At 70.1% G+C, this 14,057-nt stretch carries 8 protein-coding genes; 2 read left to right on the plus strand and 6 right to left on the minus strand.

The window, feature by feature from the left end; all coding sequences use genetic code 11:
- Positions 1–64: 64 nt before the first annotated feature.
- From ACVCMB_RS07895 to lptF, 4 genes are all read right to left on the minus strand, one after another.
- On the minus strand, positions 65–1,150 hold the full coding sequence (locus tag ACVCMB_RS07895) for a hypothetical protein (protein ID WP_395119954.1): 1,086 nt from the start codon (positions 1,148–1,150) through the stop codon (positions 65–67).
- Positions 1,151–1,191: 41 nt separating this feature from the next.
- On the minus strand, positions 1,192–2,211 hold the full coding sequence (gene ltaE / locus ACVCMB_RS07900) for a low-specificity L-threonine aldolase (RefSeq protein WP_447106580.1): 1,020 nt from the start codon (positions 2,209–2,211) through the stop codon (positions 1,192–1,194).
- 90 nt (positions 2,212–2,301) lie between these two features.
- A complete protein-coding gene (lptG, locus tag ACVCMB_RS07905; protein WP_395119956.1) occupies positions 2,302–3,402 on the minus strand; it encodes an LPS export ABC transporter permease LptG in 1,101 nt (366 codons plus the stop codon).
- On the minus strand, positions 3,402–4,511 hold the full coding sequence (gene lptF / locus ACVCMB_RS07910; protein WP_395119957.1) for an LPS export ABC transporter permease LptF: 1,110 nt from the start codon (positions 4,509–4,511) through the stop codon (positions 3,402–3,404). Before lptF ends, lptG begins: the two co-directional genes overlap by 1 nt.
- Before the next feature lie 263 nt (positions 4,512–4,774).
- Here lptF and ACVCMB_RS07915 point away from each other — a divergent pair, with 263 nt between their 5' ends.
- Entirely contained in the window at positions 4,775–6,265 is a 1,491-nt protein-coding gene (locus ACVCMB_RS07915; RefSeq protein ID WP_447106581.1) for a leucyl aminopeptidase, read from the plus strand.
- A 93-nt stretch (positions 6,266–6,358) separates the two neighbouring features.
- On the plus strand, positions 6,359–6,781 hold the full coding sequence (locus ACVCMB_RS07920; protein ID WP_395119959.1) for a DNA polymerase III subunit chi: 423 nt from the start codon (positions 6,359–6,361) through the stop codon (positions 6,779–6,781).
- Between the two features lie 14 nt (positions 6,782–6,795).
- Here ACVCMB_RS07920 and ACVCMB_RS07925 read toward each other — a convergent pair whose 3' ends face one another.
- Together ACVCMB_RS07925 and ACVCMB_RS07930 are read right to left on the minus strand one after the other, a co-directional pair.
- Entirely contained in the window at positions 6,796–10,344 is a 3,549-nt protein-coding gene (locus ACVCMB_RS07925) for an ATP-binding protein (protein WP_447106582.1), read from the minus strand.
- A 139-nt stretch (positions 10,345–10,483) separates the two neighbouring features.
- A complete protein-coding gene (locus ACVCMB_RS07930) occupies positions 10,484–14,047 on the minus strand; it encodes a two-component regulator propeller domain-containing protein (protein WP_447106583.1) in 3,564 nt (1,187 codons plus the stop codon).
- Positions 14,048–14,057 lie beyond the last annotated feature (10 nt).

The following is a 14,057-nucleotide window of genomic DNA, read 5'->3' on the forward strand; positions in this document are numbered from 1 at the left end:
AAGATCAAGCTGCGTTCGTGCGCCGTGGGTGTCGGCGTTTGCCGCACGGCCTGCGTCGCGAAGCTCACTCCATACCGCAGCCAACCCCGACGCAACTGACCGTGTTGAAGTCATACAGGGTCGAGTGACCGAGTTTGCCGGTGGGCCGCGGTACGCCCTTGGGCACGAAGAAGGTGGCCGAATTCGCGCCGTACAATCCGGCCGGCAAGGTGTACGCCTTCAGCACCACGTAGGCGCGGAACATCGAGGGCATGCGCGGTGCCGGGGCGCCGCCGGCAATCGGCGGCGCATCGACCGGAGCGTGCTGCCGGGCGCGTCGGGCAGCGATCCACGCCGCACCGTCGGAAGCGTCCGCTTCGCGCAGAAAACCGTCGCGCACGCCCTGCTCCAGCCCCGCCGGCCCGGCCAGCGAGCTGTTCGGCAAGCGGAACGCGGAGGCCGGCCTGGCGCTTCCATCGGTGACCAGCGCGCTGCCTGCCGGCAGCGGTGATCCGACCACCACCTCGCCGCCCTGGGCGGGATACAGCATGTCGACCGGACGGCCAAACATGCGGCGTGCGATCGGGTTGAGCTTGCCGGCATTTTTTGGCGCCACGTAGAAATATTCGCAGCCGCTCCTGTTGTCGTACGTGCTTGTCCGCACCGGCACGTCGGCGGGCAGGCCGGTGATCTCCTGCCGGTGATAGCCGCTCACCAGCACCGCCAGAATGCGCGTGCCCGGCGTCCAGCCGACGCTCCACACGGTGGGTTCGTAGGCACCCAGCATCAGTACCACCGGCGCATCCGGCTGGTTGACCGCCACTCGCATGGCAGTGGCCTCGTGTCCGCTCTGGTCGATCTGGAAATCCTGCCGACTGCCGCCGTAGGCACCGGCGGCGTAGACCCTGGTCGACGGCGGCAACTGCAGGCCGGTGAACGCGCAGCCCGCAGTGGCCGACGCGGCATCGGCAGCAAATGCGAATGGCTTGGTCGGCGCCGACACCGGCGCGGCTGGCTGCGGTGCCGGACCGCTCGCCACGATCGGCGTCCGCGCCGCAACGGAAGCGGTCGCCGCGGGCGCCTGCGCGAGGCCGGTCGAGGGGGCCTCGGGGAGACAACCGGTCATCGCCAGACAGGCCAGCGCGAGCAGCAGGGAATGCGTGTTGGTCACCGGAGAAATCCTTGTCGTGGTTGCGCGCGGACCGCTGGCGTTCAATGTGATTTGAAGAATGCCGCAAACGCCGCCGCCGTGCGCTCGATGCCGTCGTCGTCGACGTCCAGATGCGTCACCAGCCGCAAGGTCGGCAGGTAGCCGATGCTGATGCGGATGCCGGCCTCGCGCAGATGGACGTCCAGTTCGCGCAGGCGCGTGGCCGGCACGTCGACGAAGACCATGTTGGTGTGCTGACCGAGCAAGTCGATGCCGGCGATCTCGCGCAGGCGACCGGCGAGGTAGGCCGCGCGCCGGTGGTCGTCGGCCAGCCGCGCCACGTGATGATCCAGCGCGTGCATCCCCGCCGCGGCCAGCATGCCCGCCTGGCGCCAGCCGCCGCCACAGACCTTGCGCCAGCGGCGCGCCTTGTCGATCAGCGCATGCGAGCCGAGCAGCACCGAGCCCACCGGCGCGCCCAGACCCTTGGACAGGCAGATCGAGACGGTGTCGAAATGCCGCGCGAGATCGCGCGCCGGCACGCCGCAGGCCACCGCGGCGTTGAACAGCCGCGCGCCGTCCAGGTGCAGGCCCAGCCCGTGCGCGCGCGCCGTGTCGTGCGCGGCGCGCAGGTAATCCAGCGGCAGCGGGCGGCCATGCCAGGTGTTCTCCAGCGCCAGCAGGCGGGTGCGTGCGAAGTGCGGGTCGACCGGCTTGATCGCCGCCTCGATCCGCGCCAGCGGCAGGCTGCCGTCCTCGTCCTGCACGATCGGCTGCGGCTGGATCGAGCCCAGCACCGCCGCGCCGCCGCCCTCGAACTTGTAGGTGTGCGCATCCATGCCGACCAGGTACTCGTCGCCGCGCTCGCAGTGCGCCAGCAAGGCCAGCAGGTTGGACTGGGTTCCGCTGGGCACGAACAGTCCGGCATCGAAGCCGAGGTCGTCGGCCAGCCGCTGCTGCAGCGCGTTGACCGTCGGGTCCTCGCCATAGACGTCGTCACCCACCGCCGCCGCCAGCATCGCCTCGCGCATCGCCGCCGTCGGCCGCGTCACCGTATCGCTGCGAAGATCAATGTCTTTCATTCCTCACCTCGAAGCATCACAGCCGCTCTCTCGAATCCCGAATCCCGAATGTACCGTCCCGAACTTGTCGAAGAACCGGATCCCGGCCCCTCACACCCTGCGCCTGAAATACAGCCAGGCAATGCACGCCAACAGCATCGCCGGCAGCAGGTTGGCGAGGAATGGCGGCAGGCCGTAGACGGTGCCGAAATTCACCATCGCCTGCTGCATGAAATACCAGCCGATCGCCAGCAACATGCCGATGAACAGGCGCTTGCCCAGGCCGCCGGAACGCAGCGTGCCGAACGCGAACGGCATCGCGCACAGCACCAGCACCAGCACGTTGAGCGGATACAGCGCGCGGCCCCAGAACGCCACCGCGTAGCTGCCCGGGCTCTCGCCGTTGCTCTCCAGGTAACTCATGTTGCGGCGCAGGTCGCGCATCGACAGGTATTGCGGTTGCACCACGGATTGCGCCAGCACCTGCGGGTTGAGGCTCGACGGCCACGACTCGTTGGCGGTGGTGGTGGAATGCGTGCCCTGCGCATCCAGCGTGGTGCTGCGCACGCCGTGCAGGATCCATTGGTGGCCGTCGTGCGTGGCGCTCTGCGCCAGGCGGAAGCGCTTGAGCTGACCGTCGGGCGTGAAGGTGAACACGCGCACGTCGCTCAGTTGCACCTCGCTGACCCCGTCGTGCTCCTTGAGCGAGGTGCCGCGTGCGTTGATGATGTCGTTGCCGTCGCGCGCCCACAACCCGCTGCCGTCGCCCAGGCCCAGGTTGCCCGAGCGCACGCGCAACTGCATCGCCTGCGCCTGCTGGTCGCCCCACGGCGCGACGGTTTCGCCCAGGATCACCACCCCCACGATCAGCACCGCCACCACGCCTGCGGCCGAGCCGGCGATGCGCAATCGCGACAGGCCGGCCGCGCGCAAGGCGGTGAGTTCGCCACTGCCGGCCAGGCCGCCGAGGCCGAGCAGGCCGCCGATCAGCGCGGCGTTGCCGAACATCTCGTAGGCGCGGCGCGGGAACGTCACCAGCACGTAGACCGTCGCATCGGTCACCGTGTAGCCGTGCTTGCCCACATTGCCCAGCTGGCGCAGGAACTGGGTCACCGCATCGAAGCCGGTGAGCACCAGCCACACCGTCAGCAGCGAGCCGAGCACGCTGAGCGCCACCAGCCGATCCACCCGCTTGATGCTGAACATGCCCATCACGCGGCACTCGCCGCCGTGCGCACGCGCCGCGGGGAATACTGTTTCCACAGCAACCAGCCGGCCAGCCCCAGCGCGAGCAGGTGCAGGCCCCACAGCGGCGCCTGGCTGTGCCAGTGATCCTTGCCGATCTGCGCGCGCCCCAGCGCCAGCAGCAGGTAGTAGAGATAGAACGCCAGCATCGCCAGCAGCAGCCGGCCGTACTTCGGCTCGCGCGGACTCTGCCGCGCCAGCGGCAACGCCAGCAGCACCAGCACCAGGGTCAGCGGCGCCGCATTGCTGCGCCAGGCGAACTCGGCGCGATCCTCCGGATTGTCGGACTGGAACAGCGCCCAGCTGGTCTTGGAGTGCGCGGGATCCTCATCCTCGTCGGCCTGCACGCTGGACAGCGACGTGTCGTTCTGCCGGTACTGCATCTGGCGCCAATTGTCGGCACCCAGCGGGATGTCGTATTGCCAGCCATCCTTGAAGGCGATGAAACGGCCCTCGCCGTCGCTCTCCTGGTACAGCTGGCCGCTGGCCGCGCTGACCACTTTCAGGTGGGCCCCGCCTTCCTTGCTGTTGCGCTGGGTCGCGACGAAGGTGCGGCCCAGTCGCGTGCCGTCTCGGCTCAGGCTGTCGACGAAGATGATGCCGCCCTGGGCGGGCAGGCTGGTGAAGCGCCCGGCGTCGAGGCCGGCGGCGATCACCGAACGGTTGGCCGCGGCCACCAGCGCATCGCTGGTGCGTACCGCCCACGGACCCAGCCACAACGCCACCACCAGGGTGATCGCCACCAGCACCGCGGCCAGCACCGCGACCGGACGCAGCAGGCCCGCCGGACCCATGCCGGAGGACGACAGCACGTGCATCTCGCTCTCGCGGTACATGCGGCCCAGCCCCATCAGCACGCCGATGAAACTCGCCAGCGGCATCAGGTTGGTCAGGCCGTCGAGCGTGCGCAGCCCCAGCACCTGAAACATCACGCTGGCCGGAAAGCTGCCGCTGGCCACCTGCTGCAACACCTTGGCGAACGCGCTGCCGGCCACGATCACCAGCAGGACCACCACGGTGGCGGCGACGGTCTGCGCCAGCTCACGCAGGAAGTAGCGGTCGAGGATGCTCAGCATGCGATAAACTTGATGGCTTGTGCGGTGACACCCCGGGAGCGTGGGCGGCAGAAACTTCCGAGGCGAAAAATGTGGATGCGCGAGGACGGGTTTTCGACGGTTCGCCGGCCCATGGTGGTTCCATGGGTCAAGAATCGGCGGAAATACGGACCGCGCAGCCGCTTTTGCAGCCCGGAAGATTTCTGCCGCCCACGCTCCCAGGGGCGGCGAACCGCAAGTCTAGCCTGTCCGGCCACGACCGGGCCCACACGGGAACGCATCCGATGACTCTCCAGTTCAGCCTGACCAACACTGCCGCCACTGCCGTCGACAGCCCGTGCATCGTGGTCGGCGTGTACGAGCAGGCGGTGCTGGGCAACGCCGCCGAAGCGGTGGATCGCGCCACCGGCGGGTTGATCCGCCAGCAACTCGAAAGCGGCGACATCAGCGGCAAGGCCGGCAGCACCAGCGTGCTGTTCGCCCCGCCCGGCATCGCCGCCAAACGCGTGATGGTGGTCGGCCTGGGTGCGCAGAAATCGTTCGACGGCGCGCGCTTCCAGAAGATCCACATCGAAGCCGCGCGTGCGCTCGGCCGGTTGCCGTTGAACGCGGCGGTGTCCTATCTCACCGACGTGGACGTGCCCGGCCGCGACGCCGCCTGGCGCGTGCGCGTGGCGGCGCTGGCCAGCGATTTCGCCGCCTACCGCTACACCGCCACCTTCAAGCCGCGCGACAAGGCCAAGCCGGCGGAACTGGCCACGCTCGCCTTCGCCGCGGGCGACGAGGCACACGCCGCGCTGGAGCAGGCCACCGCCATTGCCGAAGGCGTGCGCTTCGCACGCGAGCTGGCCAACCTGCCGCCGAACATCTGCAACCCCGCCTACATCGCTGCCCAGGCCCAGGCCTTCGCCGACCTGCACGACAAGGTCAACTGCCAGGTGCTGGACGAAGCGCAGATGGCCGAGCTGGGTTTCGGCTCGCTGCTCGCCGTGGCGCGCGGCTCGGCCAACAAGCCGCGGCTGATAGCGCTGGAATACAAGGGCGGCGATCCGGACGACAAGCCGTATGCCCTGGTCGGCAAGGGCGTCACCTTCGACTCCGGCGGCCTCAGCCTCAAGCCCGGCCCCGGCATGGAGGACATGAAGTTCGACATGGGCGGCGCCGCCGGCGTGATGGGCGCGTTCGTGGCCGCGGTGAAGATGGGCCTGAAGCGCAACCTCGTGTGCGTGGTGCCGAGCGTGGAGAACATGCCCGGCGGCGACAGCTACCGCCCCAGCGACGTGCTCACCAGCCTCTCCGGCCTCACCATCGAGGTGCTCAATACCGACGCCGAAGGCCGGCTGATCCTGTGCGATGCGCTGACCTGGACGGCGAAGACCTACCAGCCGCACACCATCGTCGACGCCGCCACCCTCACCGGCGCCTGCGTGGTCGCCCTGGGCAAGCATGCCAGCGGCCTGATGAGCAAGCACGACGACCTCGCCGCCGAGCTGCTCGCCGCCGGCGAGGAAACCCTCGACCGCGCCTGGCGCCTGCCGCTGTGGGACGACTACCAGGTGCAACTGGAATCGGGTTTCGCCGACGTCGCCAACATCGGCGGCAAGACCGCCGGCGCGATCACCGCCGGCTGTTTCCTCTCGCGCTTCACCGACGGCCAGCGCTGGGCCCACCTCGACATCGCCGGCACCGCCTGGGAAGACGGCCGCAAGGGCCTCGCCACCGGCCGCCCGGTGGCGTTGCTGGCGCAGTGGCTGTTGAGCCAGAGCGAGAAGTGAGTGAAGAGAAGTGAGGAGTGAGAGGTGGCGGTTTGAGGCATCATGCCCTTGTCTTTCTCTCGTTTCTCACTCCTCTCCACTCACTCCTGCCTTATGCGCGCCGACTTCTACCTGATCGCCAACAAGCCACGCTTCATCGAGCAGCCGCTGCTGCTGGTGTGCGAGCTGGCGAAGAAGGCCTACGCGGCGCAGCAGCCGACGCTGATCCTGGCGCGCGACCACGAGCAGGCGCACGAAATCGACGAACTGCTGTGGGCGTTCGACGACGACGCGATGATCCCGCACCAGCTGGCCGGCGACGACGACGACGAATTCACCGCCGTGCTGATCGTGCCGCCCGGCGTCGACACTCCCGACCGCCCGCTGCTGATCAACCTGCGCGACCGCTGCCCCGACCAGCCGTGCGAACGGGTGCTCGAAGTGGTACCCGCCGACCCCGATGCCCGCGACGGCTCGCGCGAACGCTGGCGCGAGTACCAGCGGCGCGGTTTCGAACTGCACAAGAGCGACCAGTAGGAGCCCGCTCGTCGTCAGGCCGGGGGCGCCTCGGCCGGCGTCGCCAGTGCACGCGCCAGTGCCGCCGCCAATTGCTCGCCGCTGACCGGCTTGCGCAGGAAGCCGTCCATGCCCGCTTCGCGGGCGCGCGCCTCGTCGCGGCCGCCGGAGCGGGCGGTGACCGCGATGATCGGCACGTGGCGGGCGTCACGTTCGCGCTGGCGGATCAGCCGTGCGATCTGGAAGCCGTCGACGCCGGGCAGGTCCAGGTCCAGCAGCACCGCGTCGAAACTCACGTGCGCCAGTTCGGACAGTGCGGCCAGCCCGTTGACCACGTGCACCACCGCGTGGCCCTCGCGCTCCAGCAGGCCCCGGATCACCACCGCCACGATGGTGTCGTCCTCCACCAGCAGCAAGCGGTAGCTGCGGGCGGCGCGGGTCGGCGTCGGCGCTTCGACCGGCGGCTCGGCCAGCGGCAGGCGCACGCGGAAGGTGCTGCCGTGGCCCACGCGCGATTCCAGCTCGATGCTGCCGCCCATCATGTCCACCAGCTCCCGGCAGATCGCCAGGCCCAGGCCGCTGCCCGCCGCACGCTGCGGGCCGTCGGCCTGCTCGAAGCGCTGGAACAAGCGCGCCTGGCTCGCCTCGGGAATGCCCGGCCCGGTGTCGCTGATGCCGAACTGCAAACCGTCGGCGGTGCGCTGCGCGCTCAGCGCGACGCTGCCGTGCTCGGTGAACTTCAAGGCATTGTTGGCCAGATTCAGCAGGATCTGCTTGATCCGCACCGCGTCGCCGAGCAGTTGTGCCGGCAGATCGTCGGCCAGTGCCAGCTCGAAGCGGATGCCCTTGGCGTGGGCCAGGCCCTGCTCCAGCTGCGCCACGTCCTCCAGCAACTGGCGCGGGCTGAACGGCGCCGGCTCCAGCTCCAGCCGGCCGGCCTCGATGCGGGCCAGGTCGAGCGCGTCGTTGAGCAGCTTCAGCAGCATGCCGCCGGAGCGTTGCATTGCCTGCGTGTAGTCGTGCTGCTGCCGGTTCAGCGGCGTGCTCAACAGCAGCTCGGCCATGCCCATCACGCCGGTCATCGGCGTGCGTATTTCATGGCTCAGGGTGGCCAGGAACTGCGTCTTCGCCGCGCTGGCCGCCTCGGCCATCTGCCGCTGCTGCTCGGCCAGCTGGATCTTGTGGCGCTGCGCCAGGCGACGGCGCCAGGCATGCAGGATCAGAGCCACCAGCGCCGCCACCAGCAGCACGTAGATGGCCCACGCCCACCAGCGCAGCCACGGCGGCGCCTCGACCTGGATGCGCAGCGGCGTGGCCAGGTGCACCCATCGGCCATTCGCGCCCGCGGCCATCACGTCGAGCGTGTAGTCACCTGCGCCGAGGCCGCTGAAATCGCGCTCGCCGCGGCTGCCGGTGTCCACCCAGTCGCTGTCGAAGCCGTACAGCCGGAAACGGTAGCGGTTGGCAGCCGGCGCGACATAGGAGAACACCCGCGCCTCGATCGCGAGCTGGCTGTCGTGCCAGTCCATGTGCAGCGGCTGCGTGCCGATCGGCAGTGCCTGGGTGGCGCCGCGGTGGCGCACCCTGGCCTGGGTGAGCGCCATCTGCGGCACGCTGGTCTGCCGGTTGCTCCGGTCCGGGTTGAACGCCACCACGCCGCCCAGGGTGGCGGCGTAGATGTAGCCGCTGGGCATCCGCGCGTAGCCGCGGAAGAACTCGCCGTTGGTCAGGCCATCCTGCAGGCCGAACGAACGGAACGTGCCGGTGTCCGGCTCGAACCGCCACAGGCCGTCGTGGCCGAAAACCCAGACCCGGCCGGCCGCATCGACGCGCAGGTCGGTGACGTTGACCGACGGCCAGCCATGCACCGCGTCGATCCGGCGGTCCGCCACGATGCCGTCGCCGCCGCGGCGGTAGTGGACCAGCCCGTCGGCATTGGCCATCCACAGTCCGTCGGCGGTGAAATCGAAGGCGTCGACGGATTGCCCTGCCGGCCCGCCCGGCACCATCACGAAGCGGCCCCGGGTCGTGTCCAGCCACATCATGCCGCCGTCGCTGGCGTACCAGAAGATGCCGTCGTGCAGCGTCATCTGGCTGCCCCAGCGCACCTTGTCGCTGGAGCCGTCCATCGGCACCGGCTGGACCGCCAGCGTCTCCGGGTCGATGCGGAACAGGCCCTGGCCGAAGGTGCGCGCATACATCTGGCCATCCGGCCCGGACTCGACCTCCAGCGGCCGCTGCAGCATCGCGCCGGCCGGGTCGACCCGGTCGAGCCGCCCGTCGGTGTCGCGGTACAGCGCGCCCTGCACCACCACCCACAAGCGGTTGCTCGCGTCCTCGGTCATGCCGACCACGTCGCCGCGCAGTCCCGATATCGCGTGCTCGACCGCGCCGGTCACCGGATCGAGCCGGTCGACCCGGCCGCCGCGCTGGCCCACCCACACGTGGCGACCGTCCTTGCCGCGCGCCATGGTGGTGGCGATCGCGTCGCGCAGGCTGGACGGATCGTCCGGCGTGTGGGTGAAGCGGCTGAAGCGGTTCCAGCCCGGCCCCAGGTACGCCACGCCGCCGTCGTACAGCGCCGCCCACATGCCGCCTTCGCGGTCGACCATCAGCTGCCATACCCAGGTACCGGGCAGGTTGCCGTAGAGCACCGGCTGGTCGGCCACCGCGGTCACCGGCCCGCCCGGGCGCGCCTGCAGGAACAGGCCCTTCTGCGTGCCGACCCACAGGCGGCCGGCGGCGTCGCGCACGCTGCTCATCACGTTGGTGGCGGGAATCACGCCGGCGCCGAAGCGGCGCGCCACGCCGTCGGCACCGACGATCCACAGGCCGTCGGTGGCGGCAAGCCGCACCTCGTCGCCGCTGCCGTCGATCCGCCACGCGTCGATGGTCCGCTGCGGCTCGGCCGACGGTACACGGCGGATCGCGCCGTCCGTCTCGCGCACGAATACGCCGTGGCTGCTGCCGATCCACAATCGGCCGCGCCCGTCCACATACAGTGCGGCAACGGTGCCGACCGCGGCTGGCGTGGCACCAAGCTGCGGATCGACCACGTGCTCGAAGCCGCGCTCGTCCGGGTGCATGCGGTCGAGCCCGCCGGCGCTACCTATCCACAAGCTGCCGTCCGGTGTTTGCGCGATGGCCCAGACCCGGTCGCTGGACAGGCTGGCCGGGTCGGCCTGATCGTGCCCCCAGTGGCGGAAGCTGCCGCTGGCCTCGTCGTAGCGGTTCAGGCCAGCGTTGAGGCCGGCGGCCCACAGGCGTCCGCGGCGATCGACCGTCAGCGTGGCAATGCCGTTGGCGTACAGCGAGCCCGGGTCGTTCTCCGCATGCCGGAACACCTTGAAGCCGACGCCGTCGAAACGCGCCAGGCCACCCTTGGTGCCGAACCAGATCGCGCCCTTGCGATCCTGCGCCACGGCGTAGACATTGGTGCTGGGCAAGCCATCCGAGGTGTCGTAGCGGCGAAACTGCGGCGTCGGCAGCGGATCGGCCCGACTCGCGGCCGTCGGGATGGCCGGCATGCCCGCGACGGGCAGGGCCAGCCCGAGGGCCAGGGTCAGCAAGGCTGCCGAAAACATTCAGGTCGTCCCCTTCGGGCTTCCATGCCGGCCAGCACCGCGTTGCATGCGAGCGACGCGCCATGGCGGCAGCCTGTCCCGTAGCGGCCATGATGCCAAAGCCTTCCTGCCAGCGCGAGCACAGGCGCCCGTCCGCGGCTCAGGCCGTGGCATCGCTCGCCGAGGCGATGACCCGGGCCAGCGCACCAGCCAGTTGTTCGCCGCTGACCGGCTTGCGCAGGAAGCCGTCCATGCCCGCTTCGCGGGCGCGCGCCTCGTCGCGGCCGCCGGAGCGGGCGGTGACCGCGATGATCGGCACGTGGCGGGCGTCGGGTTCGCGCTGGCGGATCAGCCGCGCGATCTGGAAGCCGTCGACGCCGGGCAGGTCCAGGTCCAGCAGCACCGCGTCGAAGCTGGCGTGGGCCAGCTCGGCCAGCGCGGCCAGCCCGTTGATCACGTGCACCACGTGATGGCCTTCGCGTTCGAGCAGGCCGCGGATGACCGCCGCCACGATGGTGTCGTCTTCCACCAGCAGCAGGTGATGGCTGCCGCCGGCGGCGAGCGGTGCCGCCAGTGGCGCCGGCTCGGCCGGTTCGGCCAGCGGCAGGCGCACGCGGAAGGTGCTGCCGTGGCCCACGCGCGATTCCAGCTCGATGCTGCCGCCCATCATGTCCACCAGCTCGCGGCAGATCGCCAGGCCCAGGCCGCTGCCCGCCGCACGCTGCGGGCCGTCGGCCTGCTCGAAGCGCTGGAACAAGCGCGCCTGGCTCGCCTCGGGAATGCCCGGCCCGGTGTCGCTGACGCCGAACTGCAGACCGTCGGTGGTGCGTTCGCCGCGCAAGGTCACGTGGCCGCGTTCGGTGAACTTGAGCGCGTTGTTGGCCAGGTTCAGCAGCACCTGCTTGATCCGCACCGCGTCGCCGACAACCTGCGCGGGAAGATCGTCGGCCACCTCCAGCACGAAGCGGATGCCGCGCGCGTGCGCCAGGCCCTGCTCCAGTTGCGTCACGTCCTCCAGCAACTGGCGCGGGCTGAACGGCGCCGGCTCCAGCTCCAGCCGGCCGGCCTCGATGCGGGCCAGGTCGAGCGCGTCGTTGAGCAGTTTCAGCAGCATGTCGCCGGAACGTTGCATCGCCCGGGTGTAGTCATGCTGCAGCGGATCGAGCGACGTGCTCAACAGCAATTCGGCCATGCCCATCACGCCGGTCATCGGCGTGCGTATCTCGTGGCTCAGGGTGGCCAGGAACTGGGTCTTGGCTGCGCTGGCCGCCTCGGCCATCTGCCGCTGCTGCTCGGCCAGCTGGATCTGGTGGCGCTGCGCCAGCCGCCGGCGCCAGCCGCGCAACGCCAGCGCGACCACGGCTGCCACCAGCAACAGGTAACCCAGCCATGCCCACCAGCGCAGCCACGGCGGCGCCTGCACCGTGACCAGCAGCGGCCGCGCCTTGCCCCACTGGCCGTCGGCACCATGGCCGTGCACTTCCAGCGTATAACTGCCGGCGCCGAGCCCGACGAACTCGCGCTGGCCCTGGTTGCCGGTGCTCACCCAGCCGCTGTCGAAACCGCCCATGTGGAAGAAGTAGCGGTTCGCTGCCGGGTCCACGTAGGACGACATGCGCGCCTCCACGCGCAAGTCGCGATCGCGCCAGCCCAGGTGCACCGGCTGCTCCGGCGACAGCGCGACGGTCTTGCCGTCGCGGCGCACGCTGACCTGGGTGAGCGACAGCAGCGGCAGCGGGCCGGGCCGTTCCAGCCGCGCCAGTTCGGCCGGCTGGAACGCGGTGACGCCGCCGCTGCTGGCGGCAAGCATGGTGCCGTCGGCAGCGATCACCGCCGAGCCGTTGGTGAACTCTTCATTGCTCAGGCCCTGCGCCGCACCGAACTGGGTGAACGTGTGGGTCAGCGGGTTGAAGCGGCGCAGGCCCGGGCTGCTGAACAACCACAGTTGCCCTTGCCGGTCGACCAGCATGGTGCGCAGGTCCGCGATCAGCCCCATCCGGCTGATGTCGACGCTGTCGTCGCGCGTGGCACGCCCGTCCGCCAGGCGGTAATGCTCCAGCGCGGTTTCGGTGGCGATCCAGAAACCGTCGTCATCGAACGCGAAACTGTAGATCTCCCGCCGCGACACGCCCGGCACGAACGCCAGCGGCTGTCCGGGCCCTTCGCTGCGCATCAGCCCGGCCATGCTGGCGTACCAGACCGCCCCGTCGTGCGCCCGCAACTGGTCGAAGAAGCGCGCGCCGTCGGGCGCATCGGCCGGCAGCAGCGGCGTCGACACCAGCGTGTCGGGGTCGATCGCGAACACGCCCTCGCCCCACGACGCCCCGTAGATATGGCCGTCCATGCCGGCGACCAGCGCGAGCGGCCGTTTCATGTGCGTCTGCTCGGCGCCCAGCGTCAGCAGCTTGCCGTGGTCGTAGCGGTAGATGCGCCCGGGCCCGGTGATCCACAGGCGGCCGCGCGCATCCTCCGCCAGCGAGGTGAGGTTGCCGTGCAGGCCGCGCAGCACGTGGCTGACCTCGCCGGTCGCCGTATCCAGCTTGTCGACCCAGCCGTTGTAGCCGCCCACCCACAGCTCGTGGTCGCGCCCGGCCAGCACCGACAGCGCGGCGGTGTTGGACAGGCTGTCGGCATTGTCCGGGATATGCGTGAAACGCGCGAAACCATTCCAGCCCGGCGGCAGGTACGCGATGCTGGACTGGTCGAAGGTGAACCACAGGCCGCCTTCGCGATCGCGGAAAATCTGCCACAGGCGATCGCTGGGCAGGCCGCCGGGCAACAGCGGCGCGCCGGTGATGTGCTGCAGCGGGCCCTGTTCCGATTCGAGCCAGACGCCGTCGAGGCTGCCCAGCCACAACCGCCCCTGGCTGTCGCGCACGCTGCTCAGGATGCGCGTGTTGGCCAGTTGCCGATTTGCCAGCGGCCGCGCCACGCCGTCGGCGCCGACCACCAGCAGGCCACCTCTGACCGCCACGCGGATCTCGTCGCCATCGCCCTCGATGCGCCACACCGCGCCGACGTCGCCGCCGAACGCGGGGTCGACCGCCACGCCGCGCACCTTGCCGTCGGTCGAGCGCACGTAGAGACCATGCTCACTGCCGATCCACAACCGCCCCTCGTGGTCGGCCAGCAAGGCGCGGATGGCGCCGAACGGGGCCGCCTGCCCGCTGTCGGCATCGAGCCGCACGGGTTCGAAACCGCTCTCGTCGCGGCGCATGCGGTCGAGGCCGCCCTGGGTGCCCACCCAGATCTGGCCATCGGGGGTCTGCGCGATGCTCCACACTTCGTCGTTGCTGAGGCTGTGCGGATCGTCCGCTCCGTGCACCCAGTGGCGAAAGCGCCCGCCGTCCTGGTCGTAGACGGTCAGTCCCGCCGAGACGCCGCCGGCCCAGATGCGGTCCGCCTTGTCCACGAACAGGGTGTAGATCTGGTTGCTCGGCAGCGACAGCGGATCGCCGCTGGCATGCCGGAACACCTTGAACGTGACGCCGTCGAAGCGCACCAGGCCGCCATCGGCACCGAACCACATCATGCCGCGATGATCCTGCGCCACCGCGTAGATCGAACCGCTGGGCACGCCGTCGGCCACGCCATAACGACGGAACTGCGGCGTCGCCGGCATGCTCGCGCCGGCGGCCGGCATTGTCGTGCTGGCACCGCCAGCGGCCGCGGACCCCGGCGTGGCCACCGCCAGAACCGCACCCAACATGAGCGATGCAAGCATGCGCAGATTC

The sequence above is a fragment of the Rhodanobacter sp. UC4443_H10 genome, from assembly GCF_052978325.1.